18 protein-coding genes are annotated in these 20,744 nt (G+C 36.2%); 7 read left to right on the forward strand and 11 right to left on the reverse strand.

Going from position 1 to position 20,744, the window contains the following annotated elements; all coding sequences use genetic code 11:
- The first annotated feature begins 482 nt into the window (after positions 1-482).
- The 3 genes from D0T53_RS12760 to D0T53_RS12770 are packed head-to-tail and all read left to right on the forward strand — an operon-like array spanning position 483 to position 1,775.
- Complete coding sequence (locus tag D0T53_RS12760) at positions 483-959, forward strand: phage holin family protein (RefSeq protein ID WP_163268504.1); 477 nt, start codon at positions 483-485, stop codon at positions 957-959.
- Positions 943-1,350, forward strand: a complete 408-nt coding sequence (locus tag D0T53_RS12765; protein ID WP_163268506.1) for a D-Ala-D-Ala carboxypeptidase family metallohydrolase — start codon at positions 943-945, stop codon at positions 1,348-1,350. Before D0T53_RS12760 ends, D0T53_RS12765 begins: the two co-directional genes overlap by 17 nt.
- Positions 1,347-1,775, forward strand: a complete 429-nt coding sequence (locus D0T53_RS12770; RefSeq protein WP_163268508.1) for a hypothetical protein — start codon at positions 1,347-1,349, stop codon at positions 1,773-1,775. The genes D0T53_RS12765 and D0T53_RS12770 overlap by 4 nt, the downstream gene beginning before the upstream one ends.
- A 37-nt stretch (positions 1,776-1,812) precedes the next feature.
- Here the strand turns inward: D0T53_RS12770 and D0T53_RS12775 are convergent, their stop codons facing one another.
- From D0T53_RS12775 to D0T53_RS12795, 5 genes are all read right to left on the reverse strand, one after another.
- Positions 1,813-2,397: a phosphatase PAP2 family protein gene (locus tag D0T53_RS12775; protein WP_163268509.1), complete on the reverse strand. Its 585-nt coding sequence runs from the start codon at positions 2,395-2,397 to the stop codon at positions 1,813-1,815.
- A 301-nt stretch (positions 2,398-2,698) separates the two neighbouring features.
- On the reverse strand, positions 2,699-4,621 hold the full coding sequence (locus D0T53_RS12780; RefSeq protein WP_255489448.1) for a carbohydrate-binding domain-containing protein: 1,923 nt from the start codon (positions 4,619-4,621) through the stop codon (positions 2,699-2,701).
- A gap of 49 nt (positions 4,622-4,670) precedes the next feature.
- A complete protein-coding gene (locus D0T53_RS12785) occupies positions 4,671-5,375 on the reverse strand; it encodes a DUF2490 domain-containing protein (RefSeq protein ID WP_163268511.1) in 705 nt (234 codons plus the stop codon).
- A gap of 11 nt (positions 5,376-5,386) precedes the next feature.
- A complete protein-coding gene (locus D0T53_RS12790) occupies positions 5,387-6,037 on the reverse strand; it encodes a DUF4956 domain-containing protein (protein ID WP_163268513.1) in 651 nt (216 codons plus the stop codon).
- Positions 6,027-6,791: a polyphosphate polymerase domain-containing protein gene (locus tag D0T53_RS12795; protein WP_163268516.1), complete on the reverse strand. Its 765-nt coding sequence runs from the start codon at positions 6,789-6,791 to the stop codon at positions 6,027-6,029. The genes D0T53_RS12790 and D0T53_RS12795 overlap by 11 nt, the downstream gene beginning before the upstream one ends.
- 446 nt (positions 6,792-7,237) lie before the next feature.
- Here D0T53_RS12795 and pnp point away from each other — a divergent pair, with 446 nt between their 5' ends.
- On the forward strand, positions 7,238-9,412 hold the full coding sequence (pnp, locus tag D0T53_RS12800) for a polyribonucleotide nucleotidyltransferase (RefSeq protein WP_163268518.1): 2,175 nt from the start codon (positions 7,238-7,240) through the stop codon (positions 9,410-9,412).
- A gap of 138 nt (positions 9,413-9,550) precedes the next feature.
- On the opposite strand, the gene prmA is transcribed toward pnp, so the two are convergent.
- From prmA to D0T53_RS12815, 3 genes are all read right to left on the reverse strand, one after another.
- Complete coding sequence (gene prmA / locus D0T53_RS12805) at positions 9,551-10,393, reverse strand: 50S ribosomal protein L11 methyltransferase (RefSeq protein WP_163268520.1); 843 nt, start codon at positions 10,391-10,393, stop codon at positions 9,551-9,553.
- Between the two features lie 67 nt (positions 10,394-10,460).
- Positions 10,461-12,401, reverse strand: coding sequence for an LTA synthase family protein (locus D0T53_RS12810; RefSeq protein ID WP_163268522.1), 1,941 nt, complete (start codon positions 12,399-12,401; stop codon positions 10,461-10,463).
- A 139-nt stretch (positions 12,402-12,540) separates the two neighbouring features.
- Complete coding sequence (locus D0T53_RS12815; protein WP_163268524.1) at positions 12,541-13,320, reverse strand: M48 family metalloprotease; 780 nt, start codon at positions 13,318-13,320, stop codon at positions 12,541-12,543.
- A 255-nt stretch (positions 13,321-13,575) separates the two neighbouring features.
- On the opposite strand from D0T53_RS12815, the gene D0T53_RS12820 reads away from it, so the two are divergent.
- Together D0T53_RS12820 and D0T53_RS12825 are read left to right on the forward strand one after the other, a co-directional pair.
- On the forward strand, positions 13,576-14,682 hold the full coding sequence (locus tag D0T53_RS12820; RefSeq protein ID WP_163268526.1) for a hypothetical protein: 1,107 nt from the start codon (positions 13,576-13,578) through the stop codon (positions 14,680-14,682).
- A gap of 39 nt (positions 14,683-14,721) precedes the next feature.
- The gene (locus D0T53_RS12825) at positions 14,722-17,127 is read left to right on the forward strand and encodes a hypothetical protein (protein ID WP_163268528.1); all 2,406 of its coding nucleotides are present in this window, start codon (positions 14,722-14,724) and stop codon (positions 17,125-17,127) included.
- Positions 17,128-17,197: 70 nt separating this feature from the next.
- Here D0T53_RS12825 and D0T53_RS12830 read toward each other — a convergent pair whose 3' ends face one another.
- The 3 genes from D0T53_RS12830 to D0T53_RS12840 are packed head-to-tail and all read right to left on the reverse strand — an operon-like array spanning position 17,198 to position 19,236.
- Positions 17,198-17,716 (reverse strand): nitroreductase family protein, encoded by a 519-nt coding sequence (locus D0T53_RS12830; RefSeq protein ID WP_163268529.1) that lies wholly within the window; start codon positions 17,714-17,716, stop codon positions 17,198-17,200.
- Between the two features lie 7 nt (positions 17,717-17,723).
- A complete protein-coding gene (locus tag D0T53_RS12835; protein ID WP_163268532.1) occupies positions 17,724-18,680 on the reverse strand; it encodes a glycosyltransferase family 2 protein in 957 nt (318 codons plus the stop codon).
- 28 nt (positions 18,681-18,708) lie between these two features.
- On the reverse strand, positions 18,709-19,236 hold the full coding sequence (locus D0T53_RS12840; protein WP_163268534.1) for a DUF4199 domain-containing protein: 528 nt from the start codon (positions 19,234-19,236) through the stop codon (positions 18,709-18,711).
- Positions 19,237-19,400: 164 nt separating this feature from the next.
- Here D0T53_RS12840 and D0T53_RS12845 point away from each other — a divergent pair, with 164 nt between their 5' ends.
- Entirely contained in the window at positions 19,401-20,666 is a 1,266-nt protein-coding gene (locus tag D0T53_RS12845; RefSeq protein ID WP_163268536.1) for a hypothetical protein, read from the forward strand.
- The last annotated feature ends 78 nt before the right edge of the window (positions 20,667-20,744 follow it).

Consider the following 20,744-nt stretch of genomic DNA (forward strand, 5'->3'; position numbering starts at 1 on the left):
CCTCGCCGTATGTGCGGGGTACCCGCTTAGCGAAGTGAACGCCCGGAACAAAAAGCTGTTTGAGCATAGCCTGACTTAAAAGTCTGCACAATATTCTGTGCGAGTTATTTTTTGTTCAGTGAACAAGCTAAACAGCGGGTCGCACAGCAGGTGCAGTCTTGATCTTTTGGTTCGTTTTGCATCAAAGCAAAATGAACGAAGGCAAGCATCGGTAAGATGCGCGGCAGTAAATAAGCACAATTTAAAAAAACGATAAATCTGTCAGATGTGTCAGGTTTTGTAAAAGATCCTCACTATAGCGCAATATACGCAATACAAAAACCAAGTTAAATAGAATACCTTTTTTTGGAAATATCACACAAATATTCGACACAAAAAACCTGATTTTTTATACTCATTTTATCTATACTATGTAGAGAAGCTTGTAAAAGGCTCGAAACACAAACTAAAATCTATTATAGTATTAATAAAAAACAGGACTTATGTGGGACACATTAAAACTAATTATCACAACATTTATCGGAATTCTTATCAGCTACCTTCAGCCAATATACAATCCGGTAAAAGTACTTGCAATTATCTTTATTATTGATATCGCAACCGGCATACTGGTAGATATCATAAAAAACGACGACAGAATAAGAATTAAGAAACTTTTAATTGCTGTTGCTTTTCTTGCTCTTTACACACTTATTATAGCCTGTACCTACATCATAGGAGAGCACATGGGAGACACCGAAGAGGCTTTAATCATTGTAAAAGTTTTGACTTATATCTTCACTTATTTTTATGCGAGTAATACCTTACGCAATATACGCCAACTAGCTCCGGATAATAAGCCGATAGCTTTTTTAGACTATTGGCTTGGTTTGCAAATTGTGAAAAGATTACCCGATTTGGCTGATTACCTTGGTTTATCGAACACTAAAAACTCAAACAAAAATGAAACTGACAAATAATTTCACATTAGACGAACTTTGCCATTCTAATACCGCAAAGCTAAAAAAGATTAGGAACAACGCCGACGAAGAGCAAATTGAAAACTTACGTACGTTGACTATCCGTTTGCTACAACCACTCAGAGATATTTACGGATATCCAATGTATATAAACAGTGGTTTTCGGAGTCAAGAAGTCAATAAATTAGTAGGAGGCGTACCAACTTCACAGCACACTAAAGGGCAGGCTGCAGACGTAAGGGTTGAAAACCCCAGAAAACTACTCTCGGTATTACTACAATCGGGTTTAATATTTGACCAAGCAATACTATACCCCACTTTCTTACATTTATCGTACAACACGGGAAATAACCGTCGTCAGGTTTTATATGCGAAAGGAGTTAAGCCATGAAAGACAATATTGTAAACAGGATCATAAATTGTTTTATCCTTCTATTTACTATTTTATTACTTTTATCAATATCAGGATGTAAAACAAAAACAGTTTATGTACCTGTCGAGTCATTTAAAACAGAGTATAGGGATAGGCTATTAAAAGATTCTATACACATTTTAGATTCTGTATTTGTGGAACGCTGGAATAGTAACGATACAGTATATTTAACCAAAGAAAAATATAAATACTTATACAGGGATAAGCTCGTTAGAGATACTATCTGTAAGACTGACTCTATAGCTGTTCCCTATCCTGTAATAGAAACTAAAGAGGTTAATAGGCTCCACCGCTGGCAACAAATATTAATGTGCATAGGAGTTCTATTTACAGGCCTAATGGGATATAAAATTGTAATGATAATAAAGAAATTCAAAATGTAACCTTTAATTGTAGCCAATTCTATTCCGAAAAACCATCTTACACAATTGGGGAACGAACTTGGTTTTCTCTCAGATGTTTTAGCATATAGTCGCCTATAAAACTTATCAATACGCCAAACATTATACCACAAACAACATCTAACGGGTAATGTTTCCCTACATATATGCGGCTATAAGCTACAGCAGATGCCCATACAAGCATCGCAATTGTATAATATTTATTCCTAAAGAACAACGCCGTACACACTGCAAGGCAAAAGGCATTTGATGAATGTGCCGAGAAAAAGCTGTAATTTGTTCCACAGTCCTCCAATACTCTTATAGCAGCTTGTATTTCTTCATTTTGGCATGGGCGGGGACGCTGGATAATCATTTTAGCCAAAATATTAAGTAAACTATTTACACCAACCGTTGCTAATACAAGCATAATTTCGCGACCGCCCCAAAACATAGAACGGCGAACCATAAAAAACGAAACAATGAGAAATAATACAATCCACGAATAATGCGAACTTAACACCTGCATTACAGGATCGAGCCATGGATGAAAATTCGAGTTTAAATACACAAACAAGTCTGTATCCCATTGAGGGAAAGAAAATAAACCATCAATCAGAACCATTCAATTTATTATTTTAATCATACACCAACAAAAGTAAACTATAATGAGGATTTCAGATATTCATTACGTTGAAAAAAAAATTAATATAATCGAATCCACCTCATATTTAATGTTAACATAAAGAAAAGAAAAACAAAAGGAAAAGCCATCCTTTCTTTTGATTTTTTTTTCGAGATCACTTTTTTTTGACCATTAACCAAAGCCCCGATAATTTTTCACCATGTTCGAAACATGACCAAAAACAAGACCATTTCAAAAAAAACATTTGAAATGGTCTTTATACTCTTTATTTCTTTTTCTTTTAATCGCCAATAACAGTAACCTTGCCGGTAGTTGTAAATGAAGCCACATTTTCGCCTCCTGTGTAAACTGCGCCAGAATAAAGCCCATAAAAACTGCTTCCACCTGATACACTTCCTCCCGAATAAACAGTGTGATCTGTATTTGCCTTAAACTTAGGCGATGTTACTAAAAGAGACATCGAACTGTAATCTTTAGGTATCTCAAAAATCACAATACTATTCTCGTTGTTATCTTCTATATGTAAAACCTGTTCAGCCGAAGCTGCTGTATTATATATAACCGAATATTGCATGCTGGAAGAAGACGGGGTGCTTGTTTGCGTACCAGCTCCTATTAGAGTTCCTCCGGTTATTTTGAATGTATTACTAGCACAGCCCACTCCTGCCCCTGACGAACTGCCACCTAAACTAACAACTGTTCCTCCGGTTAAAGTAAATGTACCCTTAGTGTTAATACCATCGCCAACAACACTGTTACAATATATGTCGCCACCGCTTATAGTAAGGTTACCGCTGGCATTAATGCTGTTATCGTATGTTTCTATTCCAAGAATTCCTTTTTTAATAGTAATAGCATTTTTACACTTTAAACCTTCGGCTTCTTCTCCTGAAGTTTTTATCGTAATAAGGCCGTTATTAATAACCAGATCACCTTTGCATGCTATAGCCTGAGCCGCCGAGTTATCAGAATTATATTCGAATACTCCTCCCGAAGTTTTTATATCTATAGTTCCATTGTTTATAATTAGGTTGCCGTCAACATTTATTCCTCTGCCCGCAACACCCGAACTGTTTATAACAATCTTGCCACTATTTATAGTCATATTTCCATCGCACTTTACTCCTGCCGGTGAAGATACGTCTCCGTCGGCAGTATCAAAAAAGGCATCACTCAATATTGTCATGGTTATATCACTATTGCTGATTGCCATGTCTCCTCCACTTTTGAAGGCTTTAGCCGCCAACCCCGATGTTGTTATATCTATAACACCTCCCGTAATCCGAATAGAATTTATGGTACTTTTCACTCCCATACTTTTCTGACCTGTGGTTGTAATATTGATGTTCGGGTTACCAATCTTAACATAAGGAGTAATAGCTGAATCCGAACCTTTATAAGAAGCTATAATTGCATCCTCATCACTTTTTATTACAATGTTACCTTTATTCAGTTCAATATATCCTTTCTCACATTCAATTCCGTTGCTCGTTGCTGTTATATTAACAGCACCTCCATTCATTTCGAAGTATTCGTTCGAATGAATTCCGTCTTTATAAGCACTCCGAATAGTAATATTACCACCGTCTATTTGTATATAGTCGTCACTACATATGGCATGCCTGTTGTACCCTTTCAGAATAAGATTCCCACTTCCTTTAAAAATCAATTGCCCTTCGCTAAAGAAGGTCCCCTTCATATCTTCCGAGTTGGAAGTATAGATATTATTATCTATTAACCTGTTATTGGTTTCGCCAACAAGATAAACAGACGCTCTTTTCCCCGATTGTATATTAATAGCAGGCCCATCAGAATTTATCAGGCTAACACCATTAAGGCCTATACCAAACTTATAGTCGCTATACACCTTAAACATGGCATCGGAATGCTTACCGGACAATACATAATTAACTTCGGTAGATGTTACTGTTGAATTTACAACAACATCTCCACCGTCCACAGAGACCTCAACACCCTGATTCTCGTAAGGATTTTTTACGGTAACTATATCTTCCGAAAATTCGATAACAACAGCATTTACAAAGATTGTATCTTTCGAATTTGTATCGAAAGGATCGTCAATATCTCCACCATTGTTGTTGTTATTGTTGTTATTATCATCGTCCAGATTATCATCATCTTTGCTACACGATATTACCGACAAAGACAAGATACAAAGCATAAAAAGAAAAAGCTTTTTCATGGAATATTAGTTTTTTTGAATTTTATTTATTTCCCTATGTTTTAATACCTTAAAAACTATACGAATATCCTACACTTATAACATATGTGTCTACCGCATTTTTCACATTAACCTCCTTGTCTAATATACCAGACAAGTCGAATGTTTGCTTTTTATTTAGTTTATAGGCCAGAGACAAAGTATAGCGTAACCCATCAAACTCATTTCCATCCGAGTTGTTTAACTGATAGAATGATTCGAAAGCAAACGATGGAGTAAATTTACACTTAGGTATATCGTAAGCTATTTTCATTCTATTACGCCAACTCCATTCCGGATTTATTTTATATTTATCTTTCTTGCCATTTTTTTTAATCCTGTCACTATCATCTTTTTCTGTGAACTGAAATCTTTCACGTAATGAGAATACAAAGTTACCCAACTTTTGCCGTCCTTGTAAATAACCGATAAAACGGTGACGAGGTTGAAAATCCCAATATTTTATATCGTGAAAATAAATGAACTGATATGCTGCTCCAATTTTCAGTCCTTTTATTATGCTGTAATCTGTTCCCAGTTTAAGCCCCCAACGTCCAACTTCCGATGAATTTTCTTTGGTTCTAAAATCAAGTTCACCATTTACAGCCCAACCTTTAATCAGCTTCTTTTCGACCTCAATATTTGTCCAAACCCCAAAATCGTTATCCGAAGCCTGAACTTCACTTATTGTTGGCGCTAACAATAGCAAGCAAATTAATGCACTAAATTTTTTCATCCCTATTTATTTTAAGAGTCTGCTAAATGTTCGTTCGCTTTTACTATGTTATCGGCAGTATTAACTTTTCCGCTAGTCGAATAATAAACCTTTACATAAGCTATATCTTTCAGAAAATCTATTTGCCCAACTTCAAAACGTTCTACAGCCAAACCTGTTCTCTCTCGAAGATCTTCGAGCATTTCTTCCCGCCTTTCGGGTTTAATCAGTTCTATTTTTTCGTAAATAACAAGTTTACTTGCTGTGTGTTTTATTATGCGAGTAGTTTCAAGAACCCAAAATGCAATTACAAAAATAAGATTGGTAGCCACTAACTCTACAAGACTAACCTTTTTATTACTCAACGCATTTATTACCGATATTCCTATAATCGCAAAAAGATAGGTCATTTCCCGCACCGGAAGAGTATCGGTTCTATACCGGAGAATTCCGAATATTGCAAATAACCCTAACGCAAACCCCACTTGTATTTTCACACTGTCTAACAAAAATATCATCAGGAATATAGTTGTGCTTACCATAAAAAAAGTGAACAGGTAGTCGCGTCGTTGTGTTTTTCGGTAATAGAAAAACCAGATAATAACACCTGTTACAACAAGGTTAAACAAAAACCGAGTCATTAAATTGAAGAAGGCTTCTTCATTGAAGAGATTAGTTATCATACTGAATGGTTGTAATTTTATTTATATTAATTAGTTTTGATTTAAAAGCATTAGTTTTTATGTTTACAGGCTCTTCGGTCAATACAACCCCAAGACAGTATTTACTCATTCCTGTAGGTTTTATTCTTAATTGATTCAATTTGTCCATAACCGGAGAAACGGAAGCTCGCTCCCTTTTTATCTCAATTATCACCATATTGGGTAAAGAAGCTTTGCGTAAGGTACGGTTATTACGAAAGCACAGGTTGTAATCGATCGTTAACCTTTCGGTTTTAGCTTTATTCACAAGAGTTATACGATCATACAAACTCCACAACTTCGGTTCTAAAGAAAGAGGTGTGTAAGGCGTATTAAGAGAGAGAAATTCCGACGATTCTTGCTTTTGAATTAAATCGGGTCTTTCGTTCGCAATCCTTATCTTTTTAGTCATACCCTTATTCGATTTCCTTTTTATTTCTAAAAAACAAAGCTTCGAATCCACATATTCTCTTGTTCTTACTTTTAATCTGTTTAGTTTTCCATTTTGATGCGCCCGAAACATTTCGTAATCGAAGGTATCATAATACAAAGTAGCATACTCAAACGAACGTTTGTTACCTATCTCCTGTATGAAGTAATCATCAGTAAGTTTATCTAATAATTGTTGCAACAAATTAAGAGGAAGCACAAATTTTTTATCTATGCGTTTCATCAGGCGTATTCCCTCCATTTCTGATAAAGAAATACAATCAAATTTATCTAGATGCAGCTTCATTTAAAAACAACAATGTTTATTCATGGTTTACGAATCGCTAAGATACTCAATTATGTCACAGTCTGAAGGGTGAGATGTATCATTTTATGGGGTAAAACGATTCAAAACATCAACAAAGTAATAATAAAAACACTCTTAAAGAATAAATCTTGCCAAGAAAAGATATTCTCGCATATTCACACTACTAATTACAAAGTAAATAAAAGTTCTGTTATTAAATAACTTAAACTTGGGTAAAGTTTACATAATTAACAAACTTAAGTATTAAAAATAAATAGACAACAATACCTGTATGTAAATATATTGATCTCTTTTTATCTCTATAAATAAAAACCAATGATAACATTGTTTACCATTTTTGTCGTGTATTCTTCGCAAATCATTCAAACAGAATGAAAAACTTTGTTTACATTTGTGCGATTTAAGAAGTTAGAAGAAAAAAAATTATGATTAATCCGATTACAAAAAGTATCGATTTAGGTGATGGTAGGTCTATCACCATTGAAACCGGAAAATTAGCCAAACAAGCCGATGGTGCAGTTACTGTTACAATGGGTAACACTGTTATATTGGCTGCAGTTACAGCAGCTAAAAATGCAAATCCGGGAGTGGATTTTATGCCTTTACAGGTAGAGTATAAAGAAAAATTTTCGGCATTCGGGCGTTTCCCCGGAGGATTTACACGTCGCGAAGGACGCCCTTCTGATTACGAAATCCTGACTTGCCGTCTTGTTGACCGCGCATTGCGTCCATTATTTCCGGACGATTATCATGCAGAGGTTTTTGTAACATTAACACTTTTCTCTGCCGATGGCGTAGATATACCTGATGCGCTTGCTGGACTTGCAGCCTCAGCAGCACTTGCTGTATCTGACATACCTTTCAACGGACCGATTTCGGAAGCAAGGGTTGCGCGCATAAACGGAGAATTTATAATAAACCCAACATTCGCTCAGTTAGAACAAGCCGATATGGATATTATGGTTGGTGCAACCTTAGATAATATCATGATGGTTGAGGGTGAAATGAAAGAAGTTTCGGAAGCCGAGATGTTGGAAGCTATTAAAATTGCCCACGAGGCGATTAAAGCACAATGCCAAGCTCAAATTGAATTGATGGAACTTTGCGGCACAACAGTTAAACGCGAATACTGCCATGAAGAAAATGACGAAGAGTTGCGCAAAGACATTTGGGAAAAATGTTATGACAAGGCTTATGCCGTAGCAACATCGGGCAATACAAATAAACACGAACGTAGCGACAACTTTGCTGCTATTGTTGATGAATATAAAGCAAACCTTACAGAAGAAGAATTAGCTGAAAAAGGAGCTTTAGTATCGCGTTATTATCACGACGTTGAAAAAGAAGCTATGCGCCGTTCTATCCTTGATGAAGGAAAACGTTTGGACGGACGTAAAACGACTGACATCCGCCCTATATGGAGCGAAGTTGATTGTTTGCCAATGCCTCACGGATCGGCAATATTTACACGCGGAGAAACCCAATCGCTAACAACTGTTACATTGGGAACTAAACTTGACGAAAAAATTATAGACGACGTTCTGAACAATGGCAGAGAGCGTTTCTTATTACATTATAATTTCCCTCCTTTCTCTACAGGCGATGCTCGTCCACAAAGAGGCGTAGGTCGTCGCGAAATTGGTCACGGAAATTTAGCACATCGTGCTATCAAACCTATGATTCCAGCCGATTATCCTTACGTTATACGTATCGTTTCAGATATCTTAGAATCTAACGGATCATCGTCAATGGCTACTGTTTGTGCAGGAACTCTTGCATTAATGGATGCCGGTGTAAAAATAAAAAAACCGGTAACAGGTATTGCCATGGGATTAATATCAGAGAAGAAAGGTACAAATTATGCTGTACTTTCAGATATTTTGGGAGACGAAGACCATTTAGGAGACATGGACTTTAAAGTTTGTGGAACAAAAGATGGTATTACAGCAACTCAAATGGATATAAAAGTAGACGGTTTATCGTACGAAATTCTAGAACGAGCATTAAATCAAGCTCGCGAAGGACGTCTGCATATCATGAACAAAGTACTTGAAACGATATCTGAACCAAGAGAAGATTTCAAACCACATGTTCCCCGTATCGAAGTTATTATTATACCTAAAGATTTCATTGGAGCTGTTATCGGACCTGGTGGTAAAATTATTCAAGGCATACAAGAAGAAACAGGCGCTGTTATTACAATAGAAGAAGTAGATAACTACGGACGCGTTGAGGTTTCGGCAAATAATAAAGCTGCTATCGATGCTGCAATGGCTAAAGTGAAAGGTATTGTTACAGTTCCTGAAGTTGGAGAAGTTTACGAAGCTAAAGTTCGCTCTATTATGCCTTATGGTGTTTTCTGTGAATTCCTTCCGGGTAAAGATGGCTTATTACACATCTCCGAATATTCGTGGGAACGTGTAGAAAGCATGGAAGGCTTAGGCTTGAAAGAAGGCGATATCATAGAAGTAAAACTTATTGACATCGATCAGAAGACTGGTAAATTTAAGCTTTCGAGAAAAGTATTGTTGCCTCGTCCTCCAAGACCAGAGAAGAATCTCACAAAAAAAGGAGATGACGAAAATAAAGAAGAAAACTAATTTTTCGGACAATAAAAACCAGATTCAACAACAGTTGAATAAAATATAAAACCTTTTCAAACATCTTAAAAAAGAATCGTTTGAAAAGGTTTTTCTATTTGCCTGAAAATTCAGACTTATTATTCCACAGTGTTGGTATTATCCTTTGATAAACTTTACTACAGCCCAATTTGTATCTTCAGCATAGTCTTTGAGCGACAATCCATATTTCTCGCATTCATCTTGTATAGCCGGTATATCCTCAACATAAAAGCCACTCATATACAACTCTCCTTGAGGATTTAATACAGACGCATACTTATGAATATCATTGAGAAGAATATTCCGATTAATATTTGCCAAAATAACATCGAATTTTTGATTACCTAAAAGTTCAGCCCCTCCAATAAGTACATCTATATTATTAATGTTATTCAGATGGAGATTCTCTATAGCATTGTCATAAGCCCACTTATCTATATCGATAGCCGTTACCGGATTTGCACCTCTCATCGATGCTAAAATAGCCAAAACAGCCGTACCTGCTCCCATATCCAAAACAGACTTACCCTGAACATCCATATTCAGTATTTGACGGATCATTAACTTAGTTGTTTGATGATGTCCTGTACCAAAGGCCATTTTGGGATCTATTAATATATTGTACTCGTAAACAGCAGGCTCGTTATGAAACGTGCTTTGAATGATGCACCGTTCGTCAATAATCAGAGGTTTAAAGTAATTCTTTTCCCATTCTTCATTCCAGTCACGTCCTTCAATAACCTCGAAGTTATATGTAATATCAGCCCCTTCTAACGGAAAATTCGCAATTACGCTATTTAATTCACCTTCGTCAAAAGAGTCTTCTAAAACATAAGCTATGAGGCCTTCTTCCGATTCGACAAAGCTTTCAAAACCAATATCCCCTATTACAGACGAAAGAACACTTGTTGTTATCTCATCATTAGGGCTGCAAATAAATTTCACCTCTATATAGTTCATTCTATATCTATTATATTTTCTTATAAGTTATTTAGTCAAAGATAATCTTTTTACATAAACAGCATGCCTATTTCCTATCATCAATTGTATACTTTCTATCTTTATACAAATAAAATGCAGCTAATACATGTGCTAAAGCATCCTTTGCTAATTCGGGATCAAGAGTTGCAGGAATAAAAGTTGTGTCGTTCACTATCTGAAACTGCAAAGCTTCTTTATTAGGCTGCATTATTACAATTTGATCTTCAACCCTGAAACCGTTGATTTCGTGAAACTGCATAATCGAACGCCCCGCAACACTATCTGGTAATGTCATTAAATCGCGTCCCGGCATAGGATTCACATTTTCTACACCCGCAATACTTAACAGCGTTGCAGGAATATCAATCTGACTGCAAAGGCGTTCATATTTGATACCCTTATCGATATTTGGAGCAATTATTAGTGCCGGAATATGAAACTTATTGACAGGGACAAGATTTTTTCCGTAAGTACGCGTATTATGATCTGCAACAATTATAAATACCGTATTATCAAAATACGCCTCTTCTTTTGCTAAATCAAGTAATTTACCTATAGCATAATCGGCATACTTCATTGCATTATGCACTGTGTTTTTAGGTTGTTCATATAATTCGATCCGTCCATCAGGAAACTCAAATGGCTCGTGGTTCGATGTAGAAAACATCAACGAAAAGAATGGCTTATCTCCCAAGCTTTTGAAATAATTATTTGCTTTTACTGCGAGATCCTCATCCGAATATCCCCAAGTACCCTTCATGGCATATTGGGCTCCATCTTTATCGAAACTCGATTCGTCTAAAATATTCTGAAAACCGTTCCCGTTAAAAAAAGATGCCATATTATCAAAATTGGCCATACCTCCATATATAAAGCTTGTATTATATCCTTTTCGAGACAACAAATCGGCCAGTGTAAAGAATCCGGATTGCGAATTACTCAATTTCACCACACTTTCCGAAGGCGAAGGTAAAAAACCTGTAGTTACAGCTTCTATACCTCTCACACTGCGTGTTCCTGTACAATAAAGATTTGTAAATAACAGCCCCTCTTCAGCCCATTTATCCAAATTCGGAGTCAACGGTAATCCTCCCAGACATCCAACATATTCGGCTCCAAGACTCTCCTGCAAGAATATCACAATATTATAAGGACGCTCCATTACACTATCAGGATGTTGTATATGCAGTAAAGGTATTTGCGGATCGGTAAAATCTTTAGGAGTTACATCTATATATTTTTTCACACGTCGATATGCTTCATCGGGCTCCATATTGCCATAAAGTTTCGACGGGTTACTTTCGTGTTTCATCGAATAGGCTGCAAATACCACTGTGTATAAAGAATTAACTCCCATCACATTCGTTAACTGATCGTTTGAGAACACCGAGTTACTCGCATTAATAGGTCGTTTAGACGTAAGGCTTCCTCTTGCCCCCCAAAATAACAGAAAAGCAACTATAGGAAATAATATTAACCTATACTTGTATGAAGTATTCCTAACTTTAAATAATCGAGGCGTTATTTTTGTCGCACCCCATATGCCAAGTGCCATTACTGCTAATATGAGAACAATGGATAAGGGACGCGCTTTAATTAACATTGTAGCCACCTCTTTGGGGTAAATCAGATAATCTAAAAACAGTTTATTGGGGCGTGTATCGTATTGTTCTATAAAATCGGGGGTGGTTAATTCCATAAATAAAACAAAAAACAAAAGCACTGTACAATATATTGTAAGAAACTTAGAGGTAAACTTGTCAGCTGCTTTGGGCAGAATTGATATAAGTATAGCCGGGATGAACGACAGATAACTCATCATTATAATATCCATCCTCAATCCTAAAGGAAAAATATACCAAAAATTTTCAGTAGCTGTAATTCTGTCACTGAAAATAAAAACTAATACAATACGGCTTAAGGTCATAACAACCAACCCGATAATAAAAAAATACAACAAAGGCTTTAAATATTCCAGACGTTTCATTCTAAAAGGTATAGTAATTAATATTGTACAAAAAGGTGTGTAATATTAAAGAAAAAATTAAACATATATATTATGTCTCTCAAAAAAAATAGCGATACAACCTGTATCGCTATTTTAATATAGAAGAAAGATTTTTTTATTAATCTAGAAGAGAAGCTCTTATCGCATTATTAGAATTTACTGCGTTAAATTTAGAAGCGCCACTAGCTTCAACTGTATCATCTTCTTCGGCAGATGCATCGTTTGCTTCCATTTCTGCAAATTTACTCAAAGCCGATACTAAAGCAGAAGAACTTACACCTTTTTTACTTAGCAAGCTAACTGCAAATTTATCTGCATTTTTATTTTGATCGTCAGAATAAGGAACCTGTATAAGCTCATTAACAATTGTTCCAAGTCCGTCACCTGACATAGAAAGAATTTTTTCTAACTGAGCAGAACTTGCTTTAGCTGCATTGTCTTCCGAAGCTACTTTGAATAATGCATCACGAGTATCTTTATTCACAATGTGACCAATTTGTACAGCAATAACAGCTTTCAACTCCTCATCAGTTAAAGCGTCCATCATACCCGAATAAACACGGATACTTCCATCAGCACACGACAAAATATTAATTTCTGGATTTTCGTATACCTTATAGTTAAAAGCAGCACCATCAACTTCCACCATATCAGACACAATAGAACTTAATCTCTTGTAATATTCAGAATCTTCCATCATTACAGTGTTATTAGTATCCATCCATCCGACAATTTTAGCCGATGCCTGATTTGCTACAACATCACTAGCCATATCAGTAGCAACGTCTTTAACCGCTTTTGTCAATTTTTTAGTGTTCAATTTAAACTGAGCCTGCATTGGGCTTGCACACACACACATAACAGCAACAGCTGCTGCAAAAATAGTTTTTTTAATCATAACGTAATAATTTAATTATTGTAAAAGTTTGATTTTAAGAATATTATCATATACAACTTACGTATCTCCTTCTGACTGCGAATATATTACATTTTTTTTAAAGATTAATATTTTTTCAGGTTTTAATCTTTATTTCACACAAAACATCACCATCAACAATTTGACCATCAATACGTTACACCGTTTTACTTTTCAGCATCAAGTTCATTTCCCTATTTATTTTGAGGCATTTTATCTATAAGTAAAAGATTAATTATGAAAAAAGAAAACATCATCCAAACCGTACCGGGCTATAATACAGGAGGAATATCTCGTATTTGGCTTCTTGACATTCAAGATTTTAATTCTTACAAGTTCAGAGACGACAAGCTGTATAACGAAGCTTTTGTTGAGAGCATTATTGCCAAATCGGCTTTTACCGAGATAGAGGCTATTGAAGAATGCTATTTTTCGGAAACGCTTTCAGGCAATATTTACAAACAAGAGATAAATTCTTTTATCGGAATTCTGAATTATTCAACCCTAGCTCAATTTTTAGAAACAGGGAGTCGTAAATATTTAATTGTTTTCGAAACACGCCAGGGAGGTTATTTTGTTTTCGGATCGGATGGCGGTGCAACAATCGGCTTCGATCAACAAACAGGCAGATCAGGCGAAATCGCAGGATATAACGTAAAAATAACCAAAGACTCTTCATATCCTCTATTCGAATTAAAAAGCCTGAATAACATTCAAATCGCATACACTTATAAGCCTCATTTTTCAGGCGAATTTTGCCAATTAGTAAACAACGAACAAACTGGTTATGAAATAGCATCCTATGTTACAAAAGAGACAGCAGATGGGGAACCTGTTGATATAGCAGGTAATTTATGTTCTGAATCGGGGCAAAAACAAGCTATCCGTTTATTAAACGGTTTTTCTAATCCAAATATACAAAAGTATATAGCAGAAGCTACATATCAGCCTTACACCGACTATATTGAAGGTGTATCTGTATTGAGATACAATCCCCAGAAGTGTGCAGTTTCGGACATCAGCTCGATATGGCTCGATAAAAGCCAGATAATATTTAGCGATACTAATACAACGGAAGCAGTTATTCTGAACAGCATTGGAGCATGGAGTCTAATATCTGAGACAGACATTGCGACTTGCACTCCGTCAGCAGGAGAAGCCGGAACAGCAACTCTGACTTTTACCCGAGGGGAGACATCCAATCCTGTATTTTTTATCTTTAAGAATATAGACACAAACCAAACAACCCAAATAAGTATCGTAAACAATAACCTAACTGAATGGGTATTAAAAGATGGTGAATGGAATAATAATGGATATTGGCTAATAAATGGAATCTGGTAATAGAACTTAAAACAAATATTAATTAAAACAAACAAAATTATGGAATTAAACAAAATTATTCCGGGCGACACAGCTCAGGAAGTTGCAGACAAAATCTATGACAATGATCAAATGCTGGATCAAAAAATAGATACGAAACTGGATGATTCTGACTTGGCAGAGGTTGTCCGAATATCAACACCAATAAACTTCAGTATTCCTCAAAAATACATAAAAGCCGACACAGGTGAACTGTCTGCTTGGGGTATTGCTAGAGCAACCGAATTAATACCTATAAATAGTGCTTATTCTATACAGGCATTAAACCTGAGTAACATAGCTGCTAATTCGGCACTAATAGCATTTTACAAGGAAGATGGAACATATATAAAAGAGGGTAGTATATTGGCAACTCCTAATAAGGAGATTGCAGACACTGGACTTATAACTGTTCCATCGGATGCTACACAATTCAGGGTGATGTATAACATCGAGAAAACAGTTCCTCAATTGTTTATCTTGTCGGGACAATATTTAGCCGATAGAATTGATAACATTGAGTCGGATTTGTCAGAAATGGAAGCAGAACTTGATAACAAAGTAGATATTTCTGAATTTATAGATGCTTTAAAAGTAAATATTCCGCTTGTTTTATCCGTACCTCAAAAATCAATTAATGGTATAACGGGGGAATTGCAACAAGACGGGCTTTGCAGGGCAACTGACTTTATGAATATCAGCCCCGAAAACACTTATTCTGTAAAGAATATAGCTACAGGCAATTTTAGCAGTAATGCAGTTGTCGCCTTTTACGATTCGGATAAACAATATTTGCCTAATGGAAGTGTTATTTTAGGAGCTAATAAAACACTGGAAGACACAGGCATATTAACACCACCATCGAATTCGGCATTTGTAAGGTTATGCAGTAAAAGCGATTCAATCCCCGAAATGATTATGATAGGTAATATGCCATATATTGAAAATGAAATAAACGAAATTAGGGACGATGTAGCCTCTCTTAACACACGTGTAGAAGATTTAGAAACACATGTTGTAACAAGGGTTATCGGATTAAACAAGTACAATCGGAACGACCCTACAAATGTCGGCAATAACGGGTCGGCAGGAAGCTATATAGATGCTAATGGAAATGTCCGTGTATATGCAGGTAATAATAATGGTGGTGTAACATGTCTTATCCCCATTTTTGAAAGCGAAACTCTTGTGTTTCCTTCTTATGTAAAAAGTCTTGGCACACAACAAAACTATTCAGCCTTATACGATAAATATGGAAACTATATTCAGGGAACAGCTATCCAGTCAAATACACTTTCATGGGTTGAAGGTGCTGTTTACGCACGTTTCTCAGGTGTTTGGAATTTGGGAGTTAATACAAATACATATTACTGTTATGAAATAAGTAATCCTATTCAGGCATGGGTTCCGTATGCAGAATATATTTCCCCTGATGATTTACCTTCTGCCGAACTTACTTTGAATACAAAACCTATCGTTATGGTTGGCGATAGTATAGCGCAAGGAATAGCGGGACGTCTTAATACTATAAAGCCGATAGCGGGTCGAGAATTTTATAGCTATTCTGTTGGTGGCGAAACGTGCCTCGACACATTAGCCCGAGTGGGTTGTATTCCTTATGTTGCTAAACCATTTACGATACCGGCAGATACCAGCAGGGTAAATATAGAACTCTGTTCTTCTAAGGGGTACGGATATGAAATAGATTCCTCGACAGGGCTTGTTACAAACGAAGGGGGCGACACACTTATTAATGCATATGGCACTCTTAACTGTACAATAAACGGCATTGCGGGGCTTATTCGATTTACCCGAAACGCATCAAATACTGCCTTAGAATCGGCAACATTTGAAAGACTTATCAGCGGGGAGAGTGCAATAATTGATAAGCCCGCAATAGTCGCCACATCGTACATCCCACGCAATAGCGTTGTTCTTTGTGTTATGGGTACTAATCAGGGCTGGAAAGTAGAGAATGGAGTAAGAACCCCCGCCACAATAGAAGATGCCGACAACCTTGTTAATTATTACAAGAAACTAGCAGAATGGGGACGCCCCACGAATAACGACTTTGTGTTTTTAGGATTTTATGAAACTTCGATCACAAACCATTTAATTCTTTCTGAGCGTATTAGTTGGTGGAACTACTTTGAGGGAGAAATGAAAAAAGCGTTCGGTTTGCGATACATTACTTTACGTGAATACCTGATAACTGAAGGATGGAAAGACGCAGGTATAACATCGTTGACAACCGATGATATAGCGGCTATAAATCAATATAGGATACCATTATCAATCAGGGCTAGTGCAAACTTAAACGAAGTTCACTTATCAACGAACGGATATACCGCCGTGGCAAATAAAATATTGTTAAGGCTGCAAGAACTGGGTATAATAAATAATGTAAATAAAATACAATATGCATAAATAAAAAAAGAATGCAGGGTTACTAAAAGCCCTGCATTTTGTTATCAAAATCATTATCTGAAAAAGTCAATTATAAACGCTTTGATATTTCGGATAACAATTTACGTTTCTTTTCAGGAACAGCACTATTTTCTTCGTCAACATATCCGATAGGAAACAACACAATAGGTTCAATATGTTCAGGTAAATTTAAAGCTTCCGATAACATATTTTTATCGAAATTACACACCCAGCAAGTGCCCAAGCCTAAATCTTCAACAGCAAGACACAAGTGCTCGGATGCAATAGACACATCTACATCACAATGATCTTTATTATCAAACCTGTTTCTCTTCCACGATTGCGAATGGTCTCCACAAACAACAATATATAAAGGAGCTGTTTTAAACCATTCCCTGTCATAACTACGCCGTACTATGCCTTTCGCTTCTTCCGATTCTATAATATAAAAAAACCATGGCTGCATATTACATGCCGAAGGTGCCAGACGTGCACACTCTAATATATAATTTATTTTCGAAGGCTCGACCTTTTGAGCCAAATAAGCTCTAACAGAATAGCGCTTTCGTGAAATATCTACAAGGTTCATTATCTTTTCAGGTATTTATCTCTTCATCAATCTTATAATCGTTCCGCTCCGAAGAATTCCTTGAGATCAATTCTCCAATAAATCCGGCTAAAAACAATTGAGTTCCCAATATCATTGAAGTAAGCGAAATGTAGAAATAAGGAGAATCGGTTACCAGCCGGTAAGGTAACCCATTAGTCATTGCATACATTTTTGAAGCACCTACATATATAACAGCTATGAGCCCTACAAAAAACATAAAACTGCCAAGTACCCCAAAAAAGTGCATTGGTTTTTTACCAAAACGAGAAAGAAACCAAAGCGTTAGCAAATCGAGATAACCATTAAAAAAACGACTCAAGCCTGCAAATTTACTTTTACCATATTTACGGGCTTGGTGTTGTACTACTTTTTCTCCAATTTTCCTAAATCCTGCATTTTTTGCTAAATAAGGGATATAGCGATGCATATCGTTATAAACCTCAATATTTTTCACAACCTTGTTTCGATATGCTTTTAATCCACTATTAAAATCGTGTAATTTTATCCCCGATATTAACCGAGCCGTAGCATTAAACAACTTTGTAGGCAAAGTTTTGGATATAGGATCGTAACGTTTCTTTTTCCATCCCGAAACTAAATCGTATTTTTCTTCGGTAATCATTCGATATAACTCTGGAATTTCATCGGGACTGTCTTGCAAATCGGCATCCATGGTTATAACAACATTACCTTTAGCCTGCTTAAACGCACAATGCAAGGCTGGCGATTTGCCATAATTTTTAACAAAACGCAGAGCTTTTACATTAGCAGAAGACTGGCTTAAGCCAACAATAACATCCCATGAATTATCGGTACTGCCGTCATCCACAAATATAACTTCGTACGAAAAATTATTGACTGTCATTACACGCTCAATCCATTCGAAAAGTTCGCGCAAAGATTCCTCTTCATTATATAATGGGATAACAACCGAAATATCCATAAAAAGATTGTTTACAAAGACTTTCGTCTCATTCTTTAGTATCTATTGTACTTTTTCTTGTAACAAAAATACCGTATACCAGTGAAAGAAAAAAGCCAATTACAATATTTTTACCAACTTCGCTTATAAACACAATAATGTTTCCGAACGTTTCTTTTTGATTTTCGACCCACTCTCGAGAGAATATCCATTTCAAAACCATCTCTAACCACCCTTTATTCCGAACAAGAACATATTTGGGGTCTATAAAGTTATAATGTATATATATAATAACAGCTTCGATTAAAGCCGAAAAAAGGAATAGTAAAACACTAAAAGAGATACATTGCAGATAATTGATTTTTCCGCCAAGAGCGAAATCTCGGTACCTACGAAGAAGAACATAATACAAAAGTAATGTCCCTATAGCAAGCAAATTATAAATATATAAAAAATGATCGGAAAGGCTTGATGCTATAAGAAATATGTATTTGAATACCCAAAATGACCCAAGAATTACGCCATAATTCATTGCATATTTCAGCATAACAAATCCTTTACTATTGCGATTTATCATCCCCTCAATTTTTTCAGCATGCAAAGGTAGCAATAAAATTCTAATAACAACCGAAGCCGAAGCTCATAGCTTAATAAGTTATACAACATATATCATACCTTAAACCATTTACTTTTTTATCGATCAAATGGATATAAACAAAAACCATAAAAAAACATTCGGCTATGAAAAAGATTATTACCACTTTCGTTTTATCGTTATTTTTTATATCCTGCATATTTAACGACAATTCTACTTCCCAACTAAAAAAAGGGACGATTGGCAAAAACAAAGAAGAAATGTTACTCATAAATCAGGAATCAGAGAACACAAATATCAGCCTGCCTATAGCTGGCAACAGTCAAAATTATCCGAAAAAGTCGACCACTGCTACTGTTTCGTTATACAAGGAAGCTTCAAATGAGGATATATATAACCCCAAAAATGCGATTATCGAATACGATGATAAATCCCAAAGCAACGGAACCTATTATGATTTTGACCCAATCTATTACGAACCATTTTTTACCGAAACTATTTTTGGAAACAGTTATTATAACGAAGTAGATTACTTTTACTCTGAAAACCATTATAGCACAAATTATTTTTATCATCAATCAGTTAAAGGACGCAGGTATAACAACAATGCACACAAAAATTATACCCGAAAAGATGTTACAACACAAAAAGTAAAAGCACGAGGCAGTAATACAACAACATCAGGAAGAGGTTTATTTTCATCAAATATGAATACAGGAGGAAATAAAAATGGTTCGTCCGAAAGGCCAGACAGAATTAATAGAACAAATATACCGAATGGTCAAAGAGATAAGAATAAAACGGATAAAAGAGAAGAATCAGAGCGTAAAGCTCGTACCGAGGCTCAAGAAAGAGAAGACTCCGATAAGCGAAATCAGGAAGCCAGAGAAAAAAGACAACGCGAAGAACAAGATGAAAGAGAAGAATCGGAACGTAAAGCTCGTGCCGAGGCTCAAGATAGAGAAGACTCCGACAAGCGAGATCAGGAAGCCAGAGAAAAAAGGCAACGCGAAGAACAAGATGAAAGAGAAGAATCGGAGCGTAAAGCTCGTGCCGAAGCTCAAGAAAGAGAAAACGCTCGCAAACGAGACGAGGAAGCCAGAGAAGAAAGACGAAGAAGTGAACAACGCGAAAAAGAAGAATCAGAACGCAAAGCTCGCGCCGAAGCTCAAGAAAGAGAAAGCGCCCGCAAACGAGACGAGGAAGCCAGAGAAGAAAGACGTAGAAAGGAACAACGTGAAAAAGAAGAATCGGAACGCAAAAGCAGAGAACAATCGAGTTCAGTTTCAAATTCAACAAGAAGTTCTTCTACACAGAGCAATCGGTCTAATGTAAGTTCTGGTAATTCGGGTAGAGGTAGTTCAACAACAAGCGGAGGTAGAAGTAGCTCTTCTTCAGGGCGAAGCCGATAACACATGATGACACTGTCCATAATTTTGTGTAAATAGCTAACGGAGGGTTTGACTATCTTTATAGTTGAACCCTTTTTG

Source organism: Dysgonomonas sp. 216, assembly GCF_010501065.1.
Taxonomy (GTDB): Bacteria; Bacteroidota; Bacteroidia; order Bacteroidales; family Dysgonomonadaceae; genus QVMM01.